26 protein-coding genes are annotated in these 23427 nt (G+C 43.7%); 5 read left to right on the top strand and 21 right to left on the bottom strand.

What is annotated here, in order from left to right; all coding sequences use genetic code 11:
• Positions 1 to 7 precede the first annotated feature (7 nt).
• Complete coding sequence (locus PHI47_RS06070) at positions 8 to 2587, bottom strand: AAA family ATPase (protein WP_299935017.1); 2580 nt, start codon at positions 2585 to 2587, stop codon at positions 8 to 10.
• Between the two features lie 75 nt (positions 2588 to 2662).
• On the bottom strand, positions 2663 to 3361 hold the full coding sequence (locus tag PHI47_RS06065; protein WP_299935014.1) for a DUF445 domain-containing protein: 699 nt from the start codon (positions 3359 to 3361) through the stop codon (positions 2663 to 2665).
• A gap of 160 nt (positions 3362 to 3521) precedes the next feature.
• On the opposite strand from PHI47_RS06065, the gene PHI47_RS06060 reads away from it, so the two are divergent.
• Genes PHI47_RS06060 through PHI47_RS06045 form a run of 4 tightly spaced genes read left to right on the top strand, consistent with a single transcriptional unit; the run spans position 3522 to position 5174 of the window.
• Positions 3522 to 4001, top strand: a complete 480-nt coding sequence (locus tag PHI47_RS06060) for a hypothetical protein (protein ID WP_299935011.1) — start codon at positions 3522 to 3524, stop codon at positions 3999 to 4001.
• Positions 4001 to 4426, top strand: a complete 426-nt coding sequence (locus PHI47_RS06055; RefSeq protein ID WP_299935008.1) for a hypothetical protein — start codon at positions 4001 to 4003, stop codon at positions 4424 to 4426. Before PHI47_RS06060 ends, PHI47_RS06055 begins: the two co-directional genes overlap by 1 nt.
• 45 nt (positions 4427 to 4471) lie before the next feature.
• Complete coding sequence (locus PHI47_RS06050) at positions 4472 to 4891, top strand: HI0074 family nucleotidyltransferase substrate-binding subunit (protein ID WP_299935005.1); 420 nt, start codon at positions 4472 to 4474, stop codon at positions 4889 to 4891.
• The gene (locus tag PHI47_RS06045) at positions 4866 to 5174 is read left to right on the top strand and encodes a nucleotidyltransferase domain-containing protein (RefSeq protein ID WP_299935002.1); all 309 of its coding nucleotides are present in this window, start codon (positions 4866 to 4868) and stop codon (positions 5172 to 5174) included. Before PHI47_RS06050 ends, PHI47_RS06045 begins: the two co-directional genes overlap by 26 nt.
• Positions 5175 to 5181: 7 nt before the next feature.
• Here the strand turns inward: PHI47_RS06045 and PHI47_RS06040 are convergent, their stop codons facing one another.
• From PHI47_RS06040 to PHI47_RS05965, 16 genes are all read right to left on the bottom strand, one after another.
• Positions 5182 to 5433, bottom strand: a complete 252-nt coding sequence (locus PHI47_RS06040; RefSeq protein ID WP_299934999.1) for a DUF2442 domain-containing protein — start codon at positions 5431 to 5433, stop codon at positions 5182 to 5184.
• Between the two features lie 77 nt (positions 5434 to 5510).
• A complete protein-coding gene (locus PHI47_RS06035) occupies positions 5511 to 6170 on the bottom strand; it encodes a hypothetical protein (protein WP_299934996.1) in 660 nt (219 codons plus the stop codon).
• Positions 6167 to 7471 carry an aminopeptidase P N-terminal domain-containing protein gene (locus tag PHI47_RS06030; protein WP_299934993.1) on the bottom strand — a complete coding sequence of 435 codons (1305 nt, stop codon included), beginning with the start codon at positions 7469 to 7471 and terminating at the stop codon, positions 6167 to 6169. The genes PHI47_RS06035 and PHI47_RS06030 overlap by 4 nt, the downstream gene beginning before the upstream one ends.
• A 29-nt stretch (positions 7472 to 7500) precedes the next feature.
• Entirely contained in the window at positions 7501 to 7995 is a 495-nt protein-coding gene (locus PHI47_RS06025; RefSeq protein ID WP_299934991.1) for a chemotaxis protein CheW, read from the bottom strand.
• Positions 7996 to 7997: 2 nt separating this feature from the next.
• On the bottom strand, positions 7998 to 10481 hold the full coding sequence (locus PHI47_RS06020; RefSeq protein ID WP_299934989.1) for a chemotaxis protein CheW: 2484 nt from the start codon (positions 10479 to 10481) through the stop codon (positions 7998 to 8000).
• A 10-nt stretch (positions 10482 to 10491) separates the two neighbouring features.
• Positions 10492 to 11436: a chemotaxis protein gene (locus PHI47_RS06015; protein WP_299934985.1), complete on the bottom strand. Its 945-nt coding sequence runs from the start codon at positions 11434 to 11436 to the stop codon at positions 10492 to 10494.
• Entirely contained in the window at positions 11433 to 12206 is a 774-nt protein-coding gene (locus tag PHI47_RS06010) for a UDP-2,3-diacylglucosamine hydrolase (protein ID WP_299934983.1), read from the bottom strand. The genes PHI47_RS06015 and PHI47_RS06010 overlap by 4 nt, the downstream gene beginning before the upstream one ends.
• A complete protein-coding gene (argC, locus tag PHI47_RS06005) occupies positions 12166 to 13179 on the bottom strand; it encodes an N-acetyl-gamma-glutamyl-phosphate reductase (protein WP_299934980.1) in 1014 nt (337 codons plus the stop codon). Before argC ends, PHI47_RS06010 begins: the two co-directional genes overlap by 41 nt.
• Positions 13166 to 13663, bottom strand: coding sequence for a transcription elongation factor GreA (gene greA, locus PHI47_RS06000; RefSeq protein WP_299934978.1), 498 nt, complete (start codon positions 13661 to 13663; stop codon positions 13166 to 13168). Before greA ends, argC begins: the two co-directional genes overlap by 14 nt.
• A gap of 47 nt (positions 13664 to 13710) precedes the next feature.
• On the bottom strand, positions 13711 to 14349 hold the full coding sequence (locus PHI47_RS05995; RefSeq protein WP_299934975.1) for a tRNA threonylcarbamoyladenosine dehydratase: 639 nt from the start codon (positions 14347 to 14349) through the stop codon (positions 13711 to 13713).
• Complete coding sequence (gene surE, locus PHI47_RS05990) at positions 14346 to 15113, bottom strand: 5'/3'-nucleotidase SurE (protein ID WP_299934972.1); 768 nt, start codon at positions 15111 to 15113, stop codon at positions 14346 to 14348. The genes PHI47_RS05995 and surE overlap by 4 nt, the downstream gene beginning before the upstream one ends.
• Positions 15110 to 16408 carry an ArsS family sensor histidine kinase gene (locus tag PHI47_RS05985; RefSeq protein ID WP_299934969.1) on the bottom strand — a complete coding sequence of 433 codons (1299 nt, stop codon included), beginning with the start codon at positions 16406 to 16408 and terminating at the stop codon, positions 15110 to 15112. The genes surE and PHI47_RS05985 overlap by 4 nt, the downstream gene beginning before the upstream one ends.
• Positions 16409 to 17071: a response regulator transcription factor gene (locus PHI47_RS05980; RefSeq protein WP_299934966.1), complete on the bottom strand. Its 663-nt coding sequence runs from the start codon at positions 17069 to 17071 to the stop codon at positions 16409 to 16411. It lies immediately after the preceding gene.
• Between the two features lie 34 nt (positions 17072 to 17105).
• Complete coding sequence (feoB, locus tag PHI47_RS05975; protein WP_299934963.1) at positions 17106 to 19217, bottom strand: ferrous iron transport protein B; 2112 nt, start codon at positions 19215 to 19217, stop codon at positions 17106 to 17108.
• On the bottom strand, positions 19207 to 19446 hold the full coding sequence (locus PHI47_RS05970; RefSeq protein WP_299934960.1) for a FeoA family protein: 240 nt from the start codon (positions 19444 to 19446) through the stop codon (positions 19207 to 19209). The genes feoB and PHI47_RS05970 overlap by 11 nt, the downstream gene beginning before the upstream one ends.
• Positions 19447 to 19457: 11 nt before the next feature.
• Positions 19458 to 20681, bottom strand: coding sequence for an OprD family outer membrane porin (locus PHI47_RS05965; protein ID WP_299934957.1), 1224 nt, complete (start codon positions 20679 to 20681; stop codon positions 19458 to 19460).
• Between the two features lie 145 nt (positions 20682 to 20826).
• On the opposite strand from PHI47_RS05965, the gene PHI47_RS05960 reads away from it, so the two are divergent.
• Entirely contained in the window at positions 20827 to 21375 is a 549-nt protein-coding gene (locus PHI47_RS05960; RefSeq protein WP_299934954.1) for a CDP-alcohol phosphatidyltransferase family protein, read from the top strand.
• Between the two features lie 38 nt (positions 21376 to 21413).
• Here PHI47_RS05960 and PHI47_RS05955 read toward each other — a convergent pair whose 3' ends face one another.
• The 3 genes from PHI47_RS05955 to PHI47_RS05945 are packed head-to-tail and all read right to left on the bottom strand — an operon-like array spanning position 21414 to position 23393.
• A complete protein-coding gene (locus PHI47_RS05955) occupies positions 21414 to 21749 on the bottom strand; it encodes a DUF86 domain-containing protein (RefSeq protein WP_299934951.1) in 336 nt (111 codons plus the stop codon).
• The gene (locus tag PHI47_RS05950) at positions 21742 to 22035 is read right to left on the bottom strand and encodes a nucleotidyltransferase family protein (RefSeq protein WP_299934948.1); all 294 of its coding nucleotides are present in this window, start codon (positions 22033 to 22035) and stop codon (positions 21742 to 21744) included. Before PHI47_RS05950 ends, PHI47_RS05955 begins: the two co-directional genes overlap by 8 nt.
• 56 nt (positions 22036 to 22091) lie before the next feature.
• Entirely contained in the window at positions 22092 to 23393 is a 1302-nt protein-coding gene (locus tag PHI47_RS05945; protein ID WP_299934945.1) for a DNA recombination protein RmuC, read from the bottom strand.
• Between the last annotated feature and the right edge of the window lie 34 nt (positions 23394 to 23427).

Raw genomic sequence — 23427 nt, 5'->3', positions numbered from 1 at the left:
AACGCGATTATGCCACAGTTACGGTAACCTCATCTCCAACAGCATCAAAAGCTACTGAAGCACCCTCTTCAACCTCTCCGCCAAGGATCAAATCAGCGAGACGGTCTTCGATAATCTCATACAATGCCCGTTTAAGTGGTCGAGCACCGTACACCGGATCGAATCCCGCACTTGCGATGTATCGTTTTGCACTATCGGTGATGGTAAGGGTAATATCTCTCTCTTCCACTTTTGCTGCGATATCTTTAAAGAAAAGATCGACGATGCTGAGGATTTGCGCTTCCCCTAATGGATTAAAGACTACCACATCATCCAAACGGTTCAAAAACTCCGGTTTAAAATGCTGTTTGAGTTCACCAAGCACCATTGCTTCGAGTCCGCTCTCCCCATGATGCGCCATAATCTTATCGCTAGCGATGTTAGAGGTCAAAATAATGATCGTATTGGTGAAATCGACCACTACCCCTTTATTATCAGTCAGACGTCCGTCATCAAGTACCTGAAGCAATACATTAAAGACATCAGGATGGGCTTTTTCCACCTCATCAAACAAGATGACACTGTAAGGCTTGCGGCGTACCGCTTCGGTGAGCTGTCCCCCCTCATCAAATCCGACATATCCCGGAGGAGCGCCGACGAGACGGGAAACGGCATGTTTTTCCATGTATTCGGACATATCGATACGGATCATCGATTCACTGCTGTCGAAAAGGAATTTCGCCAATGTTTTCGCCGTTTGCGTTTTTCCGACACCCGTAGGTCCTAAAAAGAGGAACGATCCGATCGGACGGCTCTTATCGGAAAGACCCGCTTTGTTCCGTTTGATCGCACGGGCTACCGCGTGGGTCGCTTTCTCTTGCCCAACGACATCACGATTTAGTTCGTCCTCGATGTGGAGAATCTTCTCTTTTTCGCTTTGGAGCATTTTATTCACCGGAATTTTTGTCCAGCGGCTTACGATTCCGGCGATAGAAGCTTCATCAACACTGTTTTTAAGCAGTGTTCCAGCAGCCATCATCCCTTTCCACTTCTCTTGAAGAACCTTTTCCTCTTCGAAAAGTTTCGGAATTTGTCCGTATTCGATCTCAGCAGCCTTATTAAAATCGGCATTTTGCTTGGCTACTTCTGCTTCACGGCGTTTCGACTCCAACTCCCCTTTGAGCTTCGCCATGTAATTAAAGACCTCTTTTTCATGCGAAAATTGCCCATCCAGAGCACGGCGTTCTTCTGCAACATCGGCTAACTCACGCTTAATCTCTTCAAGACGTTTCGTATTAGCAACACTCTCTTCCATCTTGAGCGCTTCTTGTTCAACCTGCAAGTTGGTTTGACGTCGTTTTACACTCGCAAGAGCGTTGGGCTCCGATTCAATCTGCATTTTAAGTTCTGCCGCCGCCTCGTCGATCAAATCGATCGCTTTGTCCGGCAGAAAACGATCATTGATGTAACGATCGGAGAGCTTCGCCGCAGCTACCAGTGCCGAATCGGTAATGGTAACATTATGGTGTGCTTCGAGACGTTCTTTCAAACCACGGAGGATTTGTAATGATTGGTTGACACTCGGTTCATCCACATTGACCGGTTGAAAACGGCGTTGTAACGCGGCATCTTTTTCGAAATATTTACGATATTCTTTGAGCGTTGTCGCACCGATCGTGTGTAACTCTCCGCGAGCCAATGCCGGTTTGAGGATATTGGCAGCATCCATTGACCCTTCCGATGCTCCTGCACCGACGATCGTGTGAATTTCATCGATAAATAGGATGATATTGGCTGACTTTTTCACCTCATCGATTACCGCTTTGAGACGATCTTCGAACTCACCTCGGTATTTTGCCCCCGCGATCAGGGCGCTCATATCAAGGGTTATAACCCTCTTATTTTGAAGACTCAGGGGTACCTCTTTGTTGACGATACGTTGTGCCAATCCCTCTACCAAAGCTGTTTTACCTACGCCAGGTTCACCGAGAAGAATCGGATTATTTTTGGTTTTACGGATCAAAATCTGCATCATACGAGAAATCTCTTCATCCCGACCGATCACCGGAGAGAGTTTCCCATCAATCGCTTCTTTAGTTAAATCAATCCCGTATTTTGCAAGACTTTCCAATGTCTCGTCCGCCGTTTGAGACTCGATTTTTTGCCCTGCGCGCATTGCTTCAAATGTTTTGCGTAGTTCAAAGATATTGAGATACTTTTCAAGAATTTCTTTGAAGGGAGTTTTGTTCAGATTCGCAAGCAAAAAGGTATCAATAGCGATAAACTGATCACCGTTCACCGCCATTTCAGCGGAACCGTGTTCCAATGCACGGACAAATTCCCGTGACAGACGAATACTCTCTTTGGTAACGTGTGAAGCGCTGGATAGTTTTTTCGCGGCACTTTTAACATCCAGTTCTATCGCCGTTTTATCGACATTCATTTTCATCAATGCCTGATTGAGAGGAGAGTTACTGTTGGCCAGTAACGCCCATAAAAAATGGATCGGTTCAACTTCGCTGTTTTTATTGTGTAAGGCTAGAGAGATCGACGATTCGATCATCTCGGTCATTTGATGGGTTAGTTTTTCAAAAATATTGTTTGACATAAAATTCTCCTTATTGAGTTGCAAGAATTATAATACTTTGAGTCACTTGTTGTCAAGTCTTTTGAGTAAAATCTTTTAAATCAAGAAAGCCGACATAATTCCTATCGCTCCACCGAATACACCACCCCATACGACCAGCCATCCTAAATGCTCTTTCATGAGTCCAAAAAGCATCTCTTTAATCATCACCGGCGTTAACTCGGCAAGACGCGATTCCACAATCTGATCGATTGTACTTGCTAAATGGGAACTTCCCTGATGCAAATGCGTATTGAGTGCATTCATAAACGATTCGCTTTGAGAAATCTCGATCGTAGAGAGTTTGATCTTTTCCAAAAACGGCTCTTTGAGTTTTGCAATCATCGCTTCGCCTCCGAACATCCCTATCATACCACCTAAAGATGAATCCATGACACTTCGGACCAAAGCATTGTACGCAGGGGTAAAATCGGTTTGTTCGATGATGGGAGAGAGATCTATCGTCCGTTCTTGAGACTGAACAAAACTTTCAATTTTTTCAGGAGTGAAGAACTGCTCCATAATAAGTTTTTTTAACGCTTCGCGGATCGATTCAAACCGATCAAGGATGATTCCCGAACCGTATAAAAATGGTACTTTTTCAAAGAGCATGTGAATAGCAAGCTGATTTGTCACGGCACCCGAGAGGGCAAACAGTCCGGCACTGCGCAATATATTTGCCTCCATACCGTCTACGGTATACGATAATCCCACCAATCCGAGGGAAATGCCATTCGTTAACCATCCTTTATCCATTAAAAACTCCTTTTATCTATTATAAACGCCAAAGGAATAGAATCTCTTTAGCTCCGTTAAGCACTATGACACTGAATCTTATCTCATAAATGAGACAAATTTTGTTAATGTATGTATTATACAAAAAAGGTTAAAGTTAGACCCAAAAAAGGAGCGGTAAATGATTCTTCACACTATGGATACACTGCTTCGCACTACTGAATCCTCAGCAATACTCGGAGCAATTTCAACCGCACTCGATCGAAGCGATGAAGCTCCCTTTTGGCGACAAAAAAGTCTCCCCTTTTGCGAGGCTGTTTTAAGCGTACTTATTCCTCTGCGAGAACAAAACCTTCTCTTTGATCCCGAAGGAAATCCTTATTCCGAGCTCTCTCCTGCCCTCTTTATACGATGGTGTGATTTACTGAGTCTCAGAACCCTTGCCTTTACCCTCGCAAGAAGTAACGATGAGGGAAAACTTCTTCGGACTAAAATCGATACCGATTCCTACCAGTCAATCGATTTAGAAATTTTGGGAAAGTATCTCAGCGGTTACAGTGTCAATCTCGAAAACGAGATGGTCGATTTTCCGGTAACTAACTATAATCTCCACCTCGGTATGACCTCGCTTATCACTAAAATACTCGAAGGAAAAGTCTAATGCAGGAAATGCAAGCACTCAAAGTTCACAGCTACCTCTCATCAGGAGAGATTACAAAACTCCTCGAAAAGGTCGACTACATCCTGATGGCATCCCCGTCGATGATGGCGGATGAACTCCCGATCCATTTCACCATTATTCTCAATACGTCCGATATTATTCCTGATGAAGTGAAACCGCTAATTTTGGAAAAATTCTGCCGCGAACTGGGAATCACTGCCACCAGTCATGTGTTGAGCAACCGTGAACGGATCGCTTTTGCTATGACAACCCAAGAGACCCCTATGCCTAAACACATCGTCGATGACGCCGAAGCGAACAGTATTCCGTGGACATTGTTGCATATTATCGATTTTTTAGGGGATTCGGAAGGGTTTAAAGAGGCGAAAGACGGCCTCAATGGTTGGAGTTATAGCTATAATTAAGTGGCATAACCCTAAAATCATTACAGTAGATTTTCAAGGAAACCGATGGCACTTGTCCTCACCAATTTTTTAAAAGCAATCGAAGCACTGGAACGATCTCTCCAAGCAGATGAAGATGCAACTACACTTGAACTCTCAAACGATATTCGTGAGAGTATCCGCTCAGGAGTGATCCAAAATTTCGAAGTATGCTATGAGCAATCATGGAAAATGATGAAACGGTGGATCGAAAATCATGTGGGGAGCGCTTATGTGGATGGTGTGACGCGCCGTGAGTTGTTTCGTGTTGCCGCTGAAAATCGTCTGATTAACGATGTCGAGTTATGGATGGGGTTTCACTCTTCCCGAAACGAAACCTCTCACACGTATGATCAAACAACTGCCAACGAAGTATTCGCCGATGCCAAACCATTTTTAATCGAAGTAAAATCTCTTTTTGATGCCATCCAATCGCGCAATGATTGATCTATCACCTGAACATCTCGCCCTTTTAAAACAACTCATTACCGAGCATCTTAGCGAATGTGAAATCCGTGTATTTGGATCACGCATCCACGGAACGGCAAAGCCCTACTCCGATATCGACATCGCCCTTAAATGTGGCTCACCGATTGATCGACGAACGATGAGCCGTCTCAAAGAGGCGTTACAAGAATCGACCCTTCCAGTACGGGTCGATGTATTGGACTGGCATGGTATTTCGGAGGAGTTTAGAGGGGTGATTGAAGAGGGGTATGAAGTTTTGTAAACTTGTACTATGCACAATGCGACAAAACAAGCTCATGTTTTAGTTTGTAGTCAATAATCCCTTCCAACGATATATCCTCATCAATATCCTCAAAATGGATACCTCTTCCCCCACCGATAAGATGGTAATTTAAAAGTTGTGATACATTGCTTTGTTCGATGCGTTTGGTATACGAATACGGCAGGCTTAAAACATCACCGCTATCGAGGTGAACTAAAATTTTTGTGTCGAATTCAATCTTATTGATTAAAGTATTCATTCCACGCCTCCAAAAAATCGTCTTTGTGTTTTTCCACAATCGCTGTAACGTCGCGTATCTACGCAGAACAGCTTTGCTCATTTCTCAAACTTCAGAACATCCTCGTATATATAATCTTTCATTCCATTAGTCGGATGTCCACAAGCTGAATAGCTTTGCCAATAACTAATACCTATGATTTTTTTATTATATTCTTTTTTACCATTTTCTGTAATATATGCATTTATCTGATCTATTTCATCTTCAGAAAACAGATACGTAACTAAAACATCATAAGTTTCTGATTGATCAAAAGAATAATTATGATTAATGTGAATATTTTCTGGATGCTTTTTTAAAAAGTCATCTACATTTTGAGCTATTTTTTGAATATCTGTATCATCATAATCATAACCTCTACCACTTTGAGTTTCAACAAATTTTTTCTTTGCTAAACCATGTTCTGCAAGTTCACTAACTATCCTAGACATAGGGTGAAGATACATATCCTTTTGTGATATATATTGCATTCTTTCAAAACAAAATCCAGTAAAGCTTAAAAGAAAAGTAAGGCTAAACCCTACAACTACAATAAATTTTATGTTCTTTATCCAAGAGGCTTTGCTTTTATATACATCATCAAGCAACAACCCTCCAAAGAAAATTATGTTAAAAATGGAAATCGTGGAATAAAACGCTCCATTTGAAAAAATTCCAATAACTAAAAAACAAAATACATAAATGACTCCTAGAATCATTGATTACACATCCCCTCTATCTCCTCCACACTCTTGGCAATCATCGCCGAAAGATTCTCATACCCCTCTTCGGTAACGAGAATATTATCCTCGATACGGATACCGATGCCGCGATAACGTTCAGGTACACTCTCATCATCGATGCGGAAATAGAGCCCCGGTTCGATCGTCATCACCATCCCCGCCATAAACGCTAACGACGCACCCTCTTCGTCCACGTACGGACACGGATCATGAACATCCAGCCCCATCCAGTGCCCTATCCCGTGCGGAGCGTATTTTTTGTGCTCTTTGGCTTCTATAAGGCTATTTCGTTCGCCGCTCAAAATCCCCAATTCTATCAAGGCATCACAAAGGAGTTCTTCACTGTAAGTTTGAAGCCAGTCGCGTTTAACCCCCGGTTTGATCGCTTCGATAACACAGAGCTGAACATCAAGGACGGCATTGTAAACCTCTCGCTGTGCATCACTAAATTTTCCGTTGACGGGAAAGGTGCGGGTAATATCGCTTGCATAAAGTTCCCACTCGCACGCGGCATCGATCAGTACCAAATCCCCATCGTTAAGAGTATCGCGGTTATCAACGTAATGAAGTGTATTGGCATTATTACCACCGGCTACAATTGCACCATAAGCTTCACTCGATGCACCATTATTGAGAAAAATATAACTCATGGCGGCTTGAAGCTGATATTCTCTCATCCCTGCACGGCACTCTCGCATTGCACTATGGTGTGCCTCAGCAGTAATAGCAATCGCTTTTTTAATCAACTCAATCTCATCGTCGGATTTAATAAGGCGTAAGGTTCGGATCAGATAGGTGATGTCTCGGATGGAGCGAATATGGCGTTTGACACCGCGTGTACTGTGTAGAGACTGTGCGGCATTTTTCGCTTCGATAAGGCTTACAGAATCACTGTATAAATCGATATAAAGATTGATATGCTCCCGCAAAAGCTCTTTAATCATACCTATATATTCGGTGTTGTCATGCACTTCATCTACTTTGAAACACTCACGTGCACCATCAACCCCCAAACGTGCACCATTCCACAATGCGGACTCGGCGTTGTACGCTTCGACAAAGAGGATCGTTTTCGTAAATTCGGGAGTTTTAATCAACACTAAAACAGAGTTGTCTTCATTCAACCCGCAAAGATAATAAAAATCGCTGTTTTGACGGTAAGGGTATTCGGTGTCATTCGAGCGGCTTTGAGTAAGTGCAGAGGTGATGATCGCCACACCTTCGTCCATGAGGTCAAAGAGTTTTTGGCGGCGGTTTAAAAAGTGTGTTTCATTCATGGCGATATTGTGCCATAAATGATATTTAATTAAAAATTTCGCTCAAGTAATTTACCGACTTTAAGGATGGTAATGATGCGATCAGCTTGTTTACCAACTCCGTCAATCATACTCTCCGCTTCATTTATCGTATCCGGTGCCGGACCAACATCGCGTTTTGGCAAGCGAATGGCTTCGGTTAGACGATCAATCACGAACCCGGCAACATCATCCCCATTTTTCATTACGATAAATCGAGTCTCTTCGGTATGCTTCATCGTTTCCAATCCGAAACGTGAACGTAAATCGATCAACGGAATAACCGAACCGCGAAGATTAAATACCCCTAAAATATAAGCAGGTGTTTGTGGGACACGTGTCCAAGAAATCGGTTTAATAATCTCTTGGATACTCAAAATAGGTACCGAGAATTCTTCATCGCCGACGATAAATCCAACCAGTTGAATTACTTCATCGATCTTAGTGTCATCCCCTGAGAGAGCTCTATGCTGTTTGTTGATAATTTGTTGAAGTTTTTCACTCATGGTTATAGTCCCTCGTTAAACTTGATATTGCGTTTGACGACATTCATCAGATATTCCGGTGAATACGGTTTGGTGATATACTCTACCATTCCCGACTCTACTCCGCGCATCCGATCCGCTTTTCCGGTACGGGATGTGACGGCAATGAGCGGAAGATTTTTATATTTGTTGTATTTTTTGATCTCAGCAGCTAAGCTGTAACCATCCATTCGCGGCATCTCAATATCAACAAGCATCGCATCAAAGATATAATCGCCCTGTTTGAGTACGTTCAGGGCTTCAACACCATCTGTTGCCTCGACGAGAGTAATTCCTAACGGCTCCAACGATTTACGCATAATCGTTCGGTCTGTCTTGGAATCATCCACAATCATTACCGTGTAATCGCTCGGTTTGTTTTTAACGCCCGAACGCCCTTTGGCTTCAGCACTCTCTTGACCGACAGTCGATTTAACCGATTTGGCCATCTGCATCAGCGCGGCAACATCGACGATCAAGGTCACACCGCCATCACCGCGAATGGTTGCTCCTGCAATCCCTTCGATCCCTTTGAGGTATTCGCCGAGAGATTTAATAACGATCTCTTCTTGCCCAACCAACGAATCGACGATAAGACCGATTTTGCTCTCTGCCAGTCCGAGGACAACGACGTAGGCATGTTCACTGTTATCAAAGACACGTTCCACTTCAAATATATCACCGATATGAACGAGAGAAAGGACTTCGTCACGAAGACGCATAACGGAGCGGCTCTCAACAGTGTAAATTTCATCTTTACTGATACGAACCGTTTCAAGAACCGATGCGAGAGGAATCGCATAATACTCTTCCTGCACTCCGACAAGCAAAGCTTGAATAATCGCGAGGGTAAGAGGGATTTTGAGCTTCATCGAAGTCCCCTTCCCTACCTCAGAATCAATATCGATCATCCCGTTGAGCTTTTCGATATTGGTCTTGACCACATCCATTCCGACACCGCGTCCTGAGACGCTGGTAACCTGTGAAGCAGTTGAGAATCCGGGACGAAAAATGAGGCCGAATGCCTCTTTTTCAGACATGGCATCAGCCTCTTTTTCGGTAACAACCCCTTTTTCAATCGATTTTTGCTTGAGCATATCCGCATCAAGCCCTTTACCGTCATCAATAATCTGGATAACGATATGGTTCCCTTCATGATAGGCTTTGAGATGAATCGTTCCCGTTTCTTCTTTACCCGCAGCAAGACGGATATCAGGTGTCTCAATACCATGGTCGCACGAGTTTCGGATGATATGGACTAACGGGTCGCCGATCTCTTCAACGATCGATTTATCAAGTTCCGTCTCTTCACCGGTAATCTCTAGTTCAATCTTTTTATTCAGTTCACGGGATAGGTCACGGATCATGCGAGGGAATTTATTGAATACTTTTCCGATTGGCAGCATTCGCGTTTTCATAACGGCAATCTGTAAATCGGTTGTTACGAGTGAAACAATCGAAACCACTTGGTTAAGTTCTTCCAAGAACGCTTCCCCTTCGTAGCGCTCTTCGACATCGTCGTTAATTTTGATTAGACGGTTTTTCCCTAAAACGAGTTCTCCGATCAGATTCATCAAATGGTCAAGTCGTTTGACATCAACACGAATGGTTTGTTCCACCGTAGCACCGCCACGAGATTCTCCCTCTTCTTTCGGTTCTACTTTTCGAGGTGCCGATGCCACTTTTACAGGTGCAGGGACAGTTTGTGGCGTAGATACAGATACTGGTGCCGTTTTTGGTGCTTCTGGTTCTGCACTTTTTTGTGCACGTTTTGCCGCATCTTCAGCCTGACGTACAGCAATCAAACGTTCGATTTCCGCTTCAACTTCCGCTTCGCTCATCCCTGAATAATCAGGTTCCTCTTCTTCTGCTACCGGAGCAGATGGTGCTTTGTGTGCGCGTTTTGCCGCATCTTCAGCTTGACGTACCGCAATCAGTCGTTCGATTTCCGCTTCAACTTCCGCTTCGCTCATCCCTGAATAATCAGGTTCTTCTTCAGCAATAGCCACCGCAATCACCGGTTCGGGCGCAGCTTTAGGTACGGCTACATCTACCGGCGCAGGAACCGTTTCACCTAATGCCGTACCGTTTGCAACGGCGTCCAAACGTTCGACGCATGCACTTATCTCAATTCCGCCGTCTTTACCGCTGTCTCGAATGCGTACCAATAACGCCTTCATCAAATCGATCGATTCAAGAATGACGTCCATCACGTCCGCATCAATAACGAGGTCTCCGTGACGTGCCATATTCAACAAATTTTCCATATGATGGGTCAAGTGGGTCAATACATCGAAATTTAAAAAGGAACTGGCCCCTTTAATCGTATGGGCAACCCTGAAGATACGATTAAGTAATTCCAAATCATCCGGCCGTGATTCTAACTCGACAAGGTCCTGATCCAGTTGTTCGATCAGTTCAAATGATTCAACCAAAAAATCTTGTAATATCTCTTCAAATTCATCCATTGCCTAACCCCTATTGAATATGAGCACGTACGACACGTGCTACTTCATCGTAAAATAAATTCGAATCAAATTTGACCAAGTAAGCCTCTCCGCCTGCTTCTTTTCCGCGTATTTCGCTGAAATGGTCGCTAATAGAAGAGTTAAATACAATCGGAATCATCTTAAACCGTTCATCCGCTTTCACATTGGCCGCAAAATGGAATCCATCCATCAACGGCATCTCAATGTCTGATGCGATGAGACGCAGTTTGGAAGGAAGATTGTTGCCGTATGCCTGATACAGATCCTCCAAGATTTTAAGCCCTTGCTGACCGTCCGTCGCTTCGATTACATCAAAGCCCATCTGTTCTAATGCTTCTTTGATAATCCGTCTTGCGGTTGAACTGTCATCAAGAAGCAAGACATAGCCGCTGAAATGGTTTTTTCCATCTTCAAGTTTTCCTCTGGAAGGTTGATAGAGGCCAAGTTCTTGAACAACCCCTTCCAAATCCAAAATCAAAAGAACTCCATCGTCTTCAATACGGGTTACTCCGGTAATTTTAGAACCATCCAATCCCCCTGACGAGGATACAAAAGAAGCCGGCTCAATATCTTTCCAGTTAATACGGCGAATCCGTTTGGCTTCATGAACGACAAAACCGATCAGGATATTGTTAAACTCGGTAATAATAACACGGGCTTCTCTGTCCATCTCTTCAGGAGCCTCGACACCCATCCATTTAGCCAAATTAACCACAGGGATAACAACACCGCGCAAATCAAAGATTCCTTCGATAAAAGCAGGTGTACCTGGAAGTTCTGTCAATTTCGGGAATCGGATAATTTCGCGTACTTTGGCGACATTGACCCCGTATATCCCCTCATATATCTCATCGCCTTCGCGCTTGAAGATACGGAAATCGACCAATTCCATCTCATTTGTGCCGACTTTTAAAACATCACCTTGTCCCTTCATCGGGGCTCCTTACGAAAAACTGCTTCGTGTAATAACGGCTGATTTTGGTTTGATTGTACAGTAAAGTATCTTTCATTGCAAGCAAAAGCGCCGACGTTGATGTAATCCAAGCCATCCAGCGTAAATGTCTGATTTTGGTGAAAATGCCCTTCGACCAATACATCAACAGAACCCAGATTTAATGATTCCAACCGTCGCTCAATCAAGCCTTGAAAATTCTCAATGCTACGGCAATGGATTTTTCGTTTCATCTGCTCTTCCAGCCACGCAACAATAAAACCTTTGCCCAGATTATCGATCCTTCGGAGTATCCCTAAAACCAAAGGGCTGCGAATCAGCGCAGTATACAGTTCATAACCCCAGCCCATATTACTGTCACCGTGAGAGAGAGCAATCTTTTTCCCCTCAAAGCTCATTAGCAAAGGCTGATATTCTCGGCGAATGACCTGCACATTAGGAAATAGACCACTCATTAAAAAATCATGATTACCCTCTAAATAGAGTATCTCCATTCGCAAAGACAACCGGTTTAGAAGATCGATCCCCTCCGTGTTATAACCATACGTTCGCGGTATAGGACCGTAGAGCATATCAAACACGTCCCCCATCAAAATAAGTTGCGGTGTCGTAATCTCGCCCGATTCAAGGGAATAAAGAAAATCGATAAAAGAGGTGCGCCACGGAGCGCAGTGGGCATCAGCGATTAAAATCGCACCCGCTTGAAGAGGTTTAGGGGACATACGCGATTTTTGGAATGCCGAGCGTTTCATCCAAATCCATCATGAGGTTGGCATTCACAAGCGCTTGTGAGCTCGCTCCGCGCATCAAATTGTCGATTGCACACATCGCAACGAGAGCATTCCCATGGCGTGCAGCGTACACATCGGCAAAATTAGTTCCCGATGTCATTTTGGTATGCGGAGGTGCATTACGAAGACGGACAAACGGCTTGTTCTGATAAAACGTTTCCATAAGCGCCAAAGGGTCACAATCGGTTTTCAATGTTGCGTAGACACACGCGAGCATTCCCCGCGTCATCGGAACGAGCGAGGGGACAAACGTGACATGAATATCGTTGCCGCACAAATCACTTGCATGTTGCTCGATTTCAACCGCATGGCGGTGCTTGATAATGTTATAACAATTGATATTGTCATTGACATTCACGTAATGTGTCCCTGCAGAAGGTGATTTACCGGCACCCGACACCCCTGTTTTCGAATCGATAAAAATCGGCTGCATCAAATCAATATGATCCAAAAAGGGGGCCAAAGCCATCAACGATGCGGTGACGTGACATCCCGGATTGGCAATAAGTTTTGCACCTTTTGCAATATTTCCATGAAGTTCAGGAATCGAATAGATCGCATGAGAAAGGTTTCCAATATCTTCGTGTTCACAATAGAATGCTTCGTAATTTTCCTGAGAGAGACGGTAATCCGCGGAAAGATCAACGACTTTGACACCGCGTTCCAATAACCCTTTGGCTGTCTGCATCGCTGTTTTATGCGGAAGTGCCAAAAAAATCAGTTCGCATGATGCGCACGCACGATCCAAATCGACCTTATCCACCGACAAATCGCATACTCCGGCTAAAGAGGGATGTAATGCGGCAATAGTGGTTTCACCCTCCGTATTGGCACAATACGTCAAAGCAAAAATCGGATGGTTGATAAGCATTTTAACGAGTTCTAAACCCGTATAACCGCTGACTCCGATGATTCCGACGTTAATGGCTTTCAAACACGATCTCCTGATATTTGACCTCTACTACTTCAAATGACTTTTCACCGCCCGGAAGGCGAGCTTTAAAATCATCCCCCTCCTCACGTCCTAAAAGCTGTTTTGCAAGCGGAGAGTTAAACGAAATCAATCCACGCTCAGGATTACTTTCACATCCGCCGACGATCGTGTACGTCACCTCTGAATCGCTATCAAGATCATTTAATACAACCGTAGATCCGAAACTGACACGAGCGTGTTCGAGTTCGCTTGGATCGACAATCTGGGCACGGGAAATAACGTCTCCGAGTTCTGCAATACGTGTACCGATAAAGGCCTGCTTTTCACGCGCAGCATGGTATTCGGAATTCTCTTTTAAATCTCCGTACTCTTTGGCACGATCGATTTCGACATTAACCGCCGGTAAATCGACATTTTTAAGGGTATTCAGCTCATCACTTAATCGCTGAAACCCGTATTTGGTCATGGGTTCTTTTTGTTCCACTGTTTGCTCCGCAAAAATAAGTGGGAACATTATACCAAAGTGATCGATTAAAACCCTATTCTCCGCAATGCCAGTGAACACATCGCAAGACCAAAAGCTCCCGTCACTGCGACAAAGCTCCCTTTTTCTTTAATACGGGGAAGTTCTGATGAGCAGATACAACTGAAATCACCGTTAAACTTACGTTTACGCAATTCATTTCTGAGTTTAGAAGCAAACGGATCGCCTTCGGTTTTCCAAATGGAGCGCACCTCAATCTTCGTCGGGTCAAGCCGTTTCGCCGAACCGACGGAGGCAATGAGTTTAGGATAACACTTTTGAATAAGGGAAAGTTTGGCACGCATATCGTCGATCGCATCAAGGACAAGATCATACGGTTCGAAATCAAACGCTTCAACCCATTCAGGGGTAATCTTTTCGGCGATAGCTATCACTTCGGGATAGTGCTTTTTGAGTGCTTCGACTTTGAGTTCCCCTTCATGCTCTTCGGAATGCATCTGGCGGTTTTGGTTCGTGAGATCGTAACGGTCAAAATCAATGATTGTTATGTGTCGTACGCCGGATCGATAAAGACAATCGAGACAAAAACTCCCGACACCGCCGACACCGAGAAGAAGAATATTCGCATTTTGAAGTTTTTCGAAAGTTTCCTCACCGAAAACCAGCTTCGTACGGGTATGCCTCACAGCCACTCCTGCAATTTTTTCATCGATTCGTACGCACTCATATCAAGCTGAATAGGGGTAAGAGAGACCATCCCCTGCTCGATTGCCTCAAAATCGCATAATCCCATCCCATGTTCACGTGCTTTAAACTCCAACGGGTGAAGCCCAAGCCAATAATATTCCATCCCTCTGGGATTACGGTGGAGATGGGCATCGTTCGCATAATAGCGGTATCCGGCATAGGTGACGCACCATTGCAACTCCTCGACACCGTAGGGAATATTAACATTTAAGAACTCACGATGCTTCAACGGAAATTCTCCGTCCAGGATTTTTGTTACCAATGTTCGGATGGCATTTTTAGCCAACGCAAAATCACCCATAGGCTGTGTAAAGTCCATCACTTGCGATATTGCTATCGACGGAACTCCCTGCAATACCCCCTCCATCGCCGCCGCCGCCGTACCTGAGTAGGTAATATCCTCACCCATGTTGGAGCCTTTGTTGATTCCACTAATAACGAGATCAGGTTTTTGCTCCTCAAACAGTGAATGAAGAGCGAGATAGACACAATCACTCGGTGTCCCGTCATCAAGTTTGTAAAAATCATCCCCAACACTGATAAAGCTCAAAGGGCGAGTCAAGGTCAAAGAGTGACCGCATGCCGATTTCTCAGTCGAAGGGGCAACAACCGTAATATGCCCCAAACCATCCAACGCTTCGATCAATGCCAAAAGCCCCGGAGATTCGTACCCGTCGTCATTACTGATGAGGATTTTTTTCATTTATGGTTCCTTTTGGAGGGTTTTTCAGGGACAAATATAAAGCAGTTACGATTCTCTCGCCGCTCATACGCTAACACGTAGCCGTGCTCTTTTAAAATCGCATCGACAATGTAAAGCCCCAATCCGAAGCTGTCTTTGGTCGGATGATCTTTCGTAAAAGGCTCAATATAATACGAAAGTGGTTTTTTGAGCGGTTGACCGGTATTAATAAAAAGAATTTCTCCCCCCTCCGCCGCAATCTCCATTTTTTTATCGGGGGAATATTTGATCGCATTGTCAATCAAATTTTTGACTGCCGTCATAAAAAGACGGTAATCAACTTCTATTTTTATCATCGTATCGACGTGACAGCTCACCGAATCATACTCTACCATCGCCGAATCAATCGCACCGTCGATGATATCGACAAGCCGATACTCTTTTTTCTCCAAATACTGATTTCCGGATGATATCTCTTCGATAAGAGCAAATTCGCCGATCAATAACTCTAAACGCTCAAATATCCCCTCAAATCGTCCCCGTTGCTTTTCATCGCCGATCATCGTCGCGACAATACGCCCCTTGGCAATTGGTGTTTTAAGTTCGTGCATAATGTTTCGTAAAAAAAGATTGCGTGATTCAATCAAAGAACGAATTTTGTTTTGGGTAGTGTCAAGCTCATTGGCGATCAGTGCGATTTCATCACTGCCGTTAATACGGAAACGTACACCCATATCCCCTTCCCCGAATCGAGCGATTTGACGGCGAAGGCGGCGTAGAGGACTGAGCCGATGGATAATAAGGGCAAATGAGACCAACAAAATCGTTATCAGCGTTCCGTAAGCCGACAATAGATTAATCGGATTATACGCGTGGATACTATGATCTTCAAGCAACACCGTATGATGAGACGACTCTGCCCAAAAATAAATCTTATCCTTGTACTCAATCATCGAAATAATAATAGGCTGTACCGTTGGATGTATGTATGAAAACTCTAAAGAGCTCATCTCACGGTCCGTTGTTCCGTCACTTTTGAGCACCTTGCCTTGACGGATAATCGCCTCATATTCCTCTTTACCGGTAATATCATCCAAATCATACAGTGCCAAATTGGCTTCAAACATCGGTTCAGAAATTTGTTTTAGAAGATAGGTATGGTAGATTTGACTGATAAGCGCATGTTTGCCAAAAACATTATCAATATGCTTGGCTCGATTGGTCTCATAGAGTTGATAAAAGGTGTAACTTACACTCGTCACCGTAACGACGAGGGCAAACATAACGGTTGCTAAAACAGCATTATTTTTGATCATTTACTTTAATAACTTATAACCGATACCACGGATCGATTCAATGAGAGCTTTATCCCCAAGCTTGTTGCGGATACGCCCCATCATTACATCAATACTTTTGTTCGAAGAGTCTTCGTTTATCGCACTGACATTGTGAATCAAATCCTCTCGAGAGACGACCATTCCCTGTTTTTTAATCATGTGTGCGAGGATACCGTACTCAGCATTGGTGAGTTCGAGAGGACGCATCTTGTAACTGATCTGCATCGCCGATTCATTGAGTTTAAAATCACATGCAATCTCGGAAGCGGCAACCGAAGCCGCATCGTATCGGCGCAATACTGAGTGGATACGGGATACAAGCTCTCTCGGGTCATAAGGTTTAGGGAGATAATCATCGGCACCGAGTTCGAGCGCATTAATCTTATCGGTCACATCGGAGCGTGCCGAAGAGATAATGATCGGGATGTTTTGACGTGCGCGGATTGCTTCACAGACCTCTAACCCATCCATCCCCGGCAAGGTTAGATCCAAAATCACTGCATCAAACTTTTCAAGTTTGAGGATACTGAGAGCTTTAAACGGATCATCTTCCGTCGTCACTTCAAATTCATACTGTTCTAAAAATTCGGTAAGGATCTCGGCCAGTTCGAGATCGTCTTCTATCATTAATATTTTACTCATACTCTAATTGTAACGCAGGGACGGTTAACAAGCGCTAACTCAGCCACAACGTCAAATGATAAGCAATAAATGCCAGCGAATAGGCGACGATTGTTGTGAAAGCGAACAAATATCCGAAATATTTAATTCCTCCCGCCTCACGAGTAAAGACAACGGATGCCGCCAGACACGGCAGATAGGTCATAATAACCACGATAAACGCTACCGCTGAAGCAAAAGGGATATGATCATGGATAGCACTGACTAAAGAGTTATCGGCCTCCGTCGCATCACTCCCCAACGAGTAAAGAACTCCCATAGTTGATACCACCACCTCTTTCGCCGCCAATCCCGTCTGCAACGCAACCGCCATTTTCCAATCAAATCCAAGAGGTGCGAATACCGGCTCTATCACATGACCGATTTGACCCAAAAAGCTTTGTTCCAACTGCGCTTCGGCGAGCTGATTTTCGAGCACTTTTACCTCATCATCGGACGAGGATGCTTCGATTTTTGCCCCAAACATAGCATCAAGAGCACTGTCTTTCGGATAGCTGCTGAGAAACCAAACAAGAAGTGAAGCAGCGGCAATAAACGTCCCCGCTTTTTTCAAATACATCATCGTTTTAGTCAATACGGTATGCCATATCAGTTTCACGGAAGGGAGCCGATATTTTGGCATCTCCATAACGAACGGTTCGTCAATCCCTTTGAACGCCGTCATCTTCAACACTTTTGCCGCAACAAGACCAATCATTGCTCCAAGAATATAGATTCCGAACAACACATTTCCTGCCATCTCAGGACCGAAAAATGCTCCTGTAAAGAGAACATACACCGGTAAACGCGCACCACAGCTCATAAATCCGATGACAAAGAGTGTTAAAAGCCGATCACGGTCATTTTTCAGAATACGCGCCGACATATACGCCGGAATTGAACATCCGAATCCTGATACAAGCGGGATAAATGACTGCCCGTGAAGTCCAAATTTATGGAAAAAACCATCCAATAAAAATGCAACACGTGACATATACCCCGTCGATTCAAGCAAAGCTATTCCTACAAATAAAATCACGATATTAGGGACGAAAAGGATAACCGCTCCAACCCCGGAGATCACTCCGTCTACAATGAGGGAACGTATTTCACTATTCGTGATCGTTGAACCGATCGCCCCACCGAGCCATCCGAAAAAAGCATCAATCCAATCCATCGGAATGCTTCCGATCTTAAACGTGAGTTGGAACAATCCCCACATAAAAAAGAGAAAAATCGGTATTCCGAATATCGGATGAATTAAAACCGAGTCGATTTTCTCTGTTGTTGTTTTTTTCTCTACCGCCACAAGCTTTACTTTCACCGCTTCCTTGATAACCCCGCGATTAAAAGCAAGATATTCTTCGGCAAAAACTTCTTTGATATCATCGCTGTCATGATGAAGAGAGATGTGATGGTCCGCTTCGATCAACATCGGCTGAAGTTCAGTCCAAATCGGATTGGAATGAAGGGTTCGATAAGTCTTTTTCTCTTGTTGGAGTAAATTAATCGCAATATTACGATTACTAATCGATGCCTTGAATTTGTGTCGATTCAGATAATCTGTAATGACTACGATCTCCTCTTCAACCGCTTCGCTAAAGATCAGTTTTTGTTCTTGATAAGCAACCTCATGCACACCGATCACTGCTTTCATGAGTTCATCAAGACCGATTTTTGCCGCAGCGGAAACGCGCACACACGGAATCCCTAGCAGCTGTGTCAAATAAGGAGCATTGATTTCTATCCCCTCACGATCCGCTTCATCACTCATATTAAGAGCAATAACCATTTTTTTACTCATTGTCATCAACTCTGCGGTGAGCTGAAGGTTTTTTTCCATGTTGGTCGAATCGAGGACGTTGATAATCAAATCGTAGCTCTCATCGCATAAAAAATCATGCGTTACCCGCTCTTCAATCGAATAATCGGTAAAGGCATACGTTCCAGGCAGATCGACAACACTAAAATGGTATCCGCCGTATTCAAATAAAACTTCTGTTTTCTCGACGGTTACCCCGGTAAAATTTCCGACATGCAAACGTGCGTTACTGATCGAATTAATGAGCATGCTCTTGCCGACATTAGGCTGTCCTACGAGAGCAACTTTTATTTTTTTATCGGACATTGGACACCTCAATCAACTCGGCTTCTTCTTTACGTAGAGCAATATTCATATTCCCGATTTTGATCTCATAGGTACTTTTATTGAGTGCACATTCAAGCATTTTAACTTCTGTCCCCTTCATAAGACCAAATGAAATAAGCCGCTGTTTCAGCGGTCCTTGGGCATTAATTTTTACTACTGTAGCAATCCCGCCTTTGGTACATGCACTCAGTAAGGTCATTGTATTCATAAAAATCCTTCTTAAAAGCTATAATTTAAACGCACCAAAAAGCGGTCATATCCGCCATCTGTTCCGGTATCACTAGTGTTTTTGTTTTTATCATTGACCCTGGCATAACTCATATCGGCACATATATTTTCATCTAGTGTATAGGCTGCAACAATGTCAAATTCGCTTACTTTGGCATCCAAATTTTGATTTTTTCCTCTGAAATCACCGTACAACGTTGCAAATTTCAGCCCTTCGATCCCTACATCAGTCATATCGATTTCAGCACTAACCTGATATGCTTTTGCATCTTCCAAGCCATCAATAGTCATCTCTTCCATTGACGTGTAATAGGGTCCTCCGCCCAAACCGTTGGTAATAAACTTCCCATTCGTATTGGAAGTACGGTTATAGGCTGTACCCAGTGTTATCATTCCTATGTTTACATTTATCCCTGCACCGTAAATATGTCCGTCAATCCCTGTTTCATTTCCTTGGGTATCTTTATCTTCATCGAAAAGGGCATATTGCACACTCAACTCTACCGTGGAGGTTTCGCCCAGTCTCTTTGTGTATGTTGCATCCGTATAGAAAATGTCAGAATATTGATTGATCTTATAAAGCCATCCCTGCAATCCAATATTCTCGAAACTTTCATTGGTTATTCCTACCAAATACACTCCGCTGCTGTCATGATTTTCACCGAATTTTTTAAATTCGTTCAAGCTATCATTATGACCTGTTGGAGAATCATATCCTGCCCATCGCTGTGCATATCCTGCAATCACAGTTGTTTTTTCAATACCGCTGTAAGAAACAATCGCCGCTTCAAAACTGTTAGGAAGAAACCGAACATCATCGGTTTCCATAAAAGGGGTATCGACCATTTGCCGACCGATACGCACGGACACATCATCCGCGCTGTAATCGATATACGCTTCTCCTAAATACACAAAAGAGTTTCCGTATGTATCAAAGAAATCAGGATTTAACTTCTCCCCGTTTCCACTGGCAAACGAAAGTTTTTCACTGACGTAAGCGGCAATACCGAGTGTCACGTTATTCCATGTAGCCGTCTCGTACTTAAGCCGCCCGCCTACAGACGTTCCATAGGTATCAGTATCGATTGCATTGTCTTGATTCACATATGCGGTACGAATCTGTCCGCTTACTTTTCCACTTTTAAACGCTTCGTCGATGCTTACTGCGTTTAAAGCGGCTGCGGCTACTAAACTGATTAGGACAACACGCTTCATCTCTCTTCCTTACACATTGCTATAGATAGAATGATAAACATTATCAACTTATAATATCCTTAATAATGATAACCTTTTTCAATTAGGCCTATTTTGCCGGCTTTGGTTATAATTTCAATTTGAATAATACAATAATAGGACTTTTATGCAATTCTTATGGCGCTCAACCAGTCACTTTAACCTTGCCAACTTAGTAACAATGGCAAATATCACCTGCGGTCTTCTCGCCACCTATTTCATTACCCAAAATCATTTTATGGTCGCCGTTGTACTCGCATGGATGGGGGGAGCTTTTGACATTATCGACGGTAAAATCGCCCGTAAATTCGGCCTTTCCAATGAATTCGGAATTCAGCTCGACTCGTTTGCCGATTTTCTCAGCTTCGTCCTCGTCCCCACCTTTTTTATCTTCCAATCAGTCTACACAAACCTCTCAGGACTACCGCTCATCATCACCTCTATCGCGTCGATCTACTACGTCATTAGCGGTTTGCGCCGTTTGATCCAATTTAACATCAACGCCGATGTCGGAGAGGTAGCCAAACATTTTACAGGGGTTCCAACACCGCTGGGAGCAATTCTTTTATGGCTTGTATGGTTGGGATCAGGATTTATCGGATGGATGGGGGTACTCGCCCTGATGATTATCATCGGAGCGTTACTAAACTCTAAAGTGAAGATTCCCCATTTATAAGAAAATAAGAGTACCGGGATCGTATTCCATACTATTGATTATTGATCCAATAACTCGATCTTTTCTTTCAATATTGGCAATTCTTGAATCGTCAAATCCCACACGATCCTCGGATCAACACCAAAATACTCATGCACGATGAAATTACGAAAATCTTTAACCATTCGCCATTCATAATCTGGAAACCGCTCTTCTAAAAGATCGATAATCGCACTGATTGCTTCTCCGATAATGATATATTCTCTAATCGTCGCGCTGTACGTTTTACGGTCATTGAGAAACGCATCGAAATCGATCCCCTCAACATAACTTTCAACCGCTCGCACAGATTCTAATATATCCTCGACGTAAAGACGATGATCCCGCTTAGACATAAATAATCTCTTTTTGAATAAACTCTTTTGCAATAGGCTTCAACGTGCTTTCGATCCCCAAATCAATTTTGGGATAAAGATTGGTTTCGAGATAATTTTTCAATCCAAAAAAACTTCTAAATTTGTTAGGAGCTTCGATCTCAACGGCAATATCGACATCACTCTCTTCATTTGCCTCATCACGTGCATAACTGCCGAATAATCCGATCTGAGTTACACCGAAATTTTGTTTAAGTGACTCTTTGTGATCGGATAGAAAAGAGAGGATATGAAGTTTTGATGTCATCTCTATGGTTCCCTATTTTTATCTATTATTCATTATTAAAGTGAAGATATTATAACTCAATTTTCATCTTCTACCTCATCATCAATCACCGACGATGGAAGCAACTTCTTCGGCTTCAAACCCAACTTCCGCATCGACTCGACACGCCGGATAAGATTCCCTTTTCCGGTTGAGAGTTTATTCATCGCCCCCTCATAGCTTTTTTGGGTACGTCCGATCTGTTCGCCGATCTTCTCCATGTCCTCGACAAATGCCACCAGTTTTTCATACAGCGCTTCAGCCGATTCCGCTATCGCTTTGGCGTTACGTTCCTGATACTCACTTCGCCAGATATGTTCGATGGTGCGTAGCGTAACCAATAGCGTAGACGGGGAGACAACGACGATGTTTTGCTCATACGCCGTTTTAAAGAACGTATTATCCTGCTCCAATGCAAGTAAAAATGCCCCCTCAATCGGCATAAATAGCAACACAAAATCGAGTGTCCGTACTCCGCTGAGCTGTTCGTACCGTTTGCCGCTGAGACCTTTGATATGGGCATGAATTGAAAGAAGATGCTGTTTGAGGGCATGGGCACGTTCTTCATCCGTGTCGGCACGAATAAAGGCATCGTAGGCGACCAAAGAGACCTTCGAGTCGATGATGATATCTTTGTTCTGCGGCAGATGGACAATAACGTCGGGGCGGAATTTTTTTCCCTCTTCATCGCTGTAGGTATTTTGGGTTTCGTATTCATGCCCCTCGCGCAGCCCCGACTCCTCTAAAATCCGCTCCAATACGATCTCTCCCCAGTTCCCCTGGGTTTTATTCTCCCCCTTAAGGGCATTGGTGAGATTGATCGCATCTTCACTTAGACGCTCATTGAGGGTTTTGAGACGGAGGATTTCGTCTTTGATACTTTGACGCTCTTTGGCATCGTGGATAAACTGCTCCTTGCTCTGTGTGGCAAACTGCGAAATTTGCTCGCGGAACGGCTTTAAGAGGAGGTCAAGCCCTTTGGTATGCGCTTCGTCGAATGTTTTGGCTTTTTGATCGAAAATCTGGGTGGCCAAATGTTCGAACTGCGCTTTCATCTGCAGTTTCGCCTCATCGAGGAGACGAATTTTTTCTTCAAAAGCACGAGCTGATTCCTCATGTCGCGTGTGCAGTACTGCGAAATCCCGCTCCAGCGCATGATAATCCATTCTTTGACTCTCATATTTTCGTTCTGTTTCACTACGAAGATTGTGTTCTTGGGTGAGTTGTTCTTGGAGTTGGAGAGCATGCGCGTGCATAAGCGAGTATTCTTGGCGTGCGCGGATCAGCGCCCACGCAACTGCAATAAGGATAATGGTTAAGGGTATTAGTAAATATATCATAAAGTGATTATAGCCAATCACCCCTAAGAGCTAA

It is taken from the genome of Sulfuricurvum sp., assembly GCF_028713855.1.
In the GTDB taxonomy this organism is placed as follows: domain Bacteria; phylum Campylobacterota; class Campylobacteria; order Campylobacterales; family Sulfurimonadaceae; genus Sulfuricurvum.
Note: the sequence above shows the minus strand (reverse complement) of the source record. Positions and strands in the feature narration are given on the sequence as shown.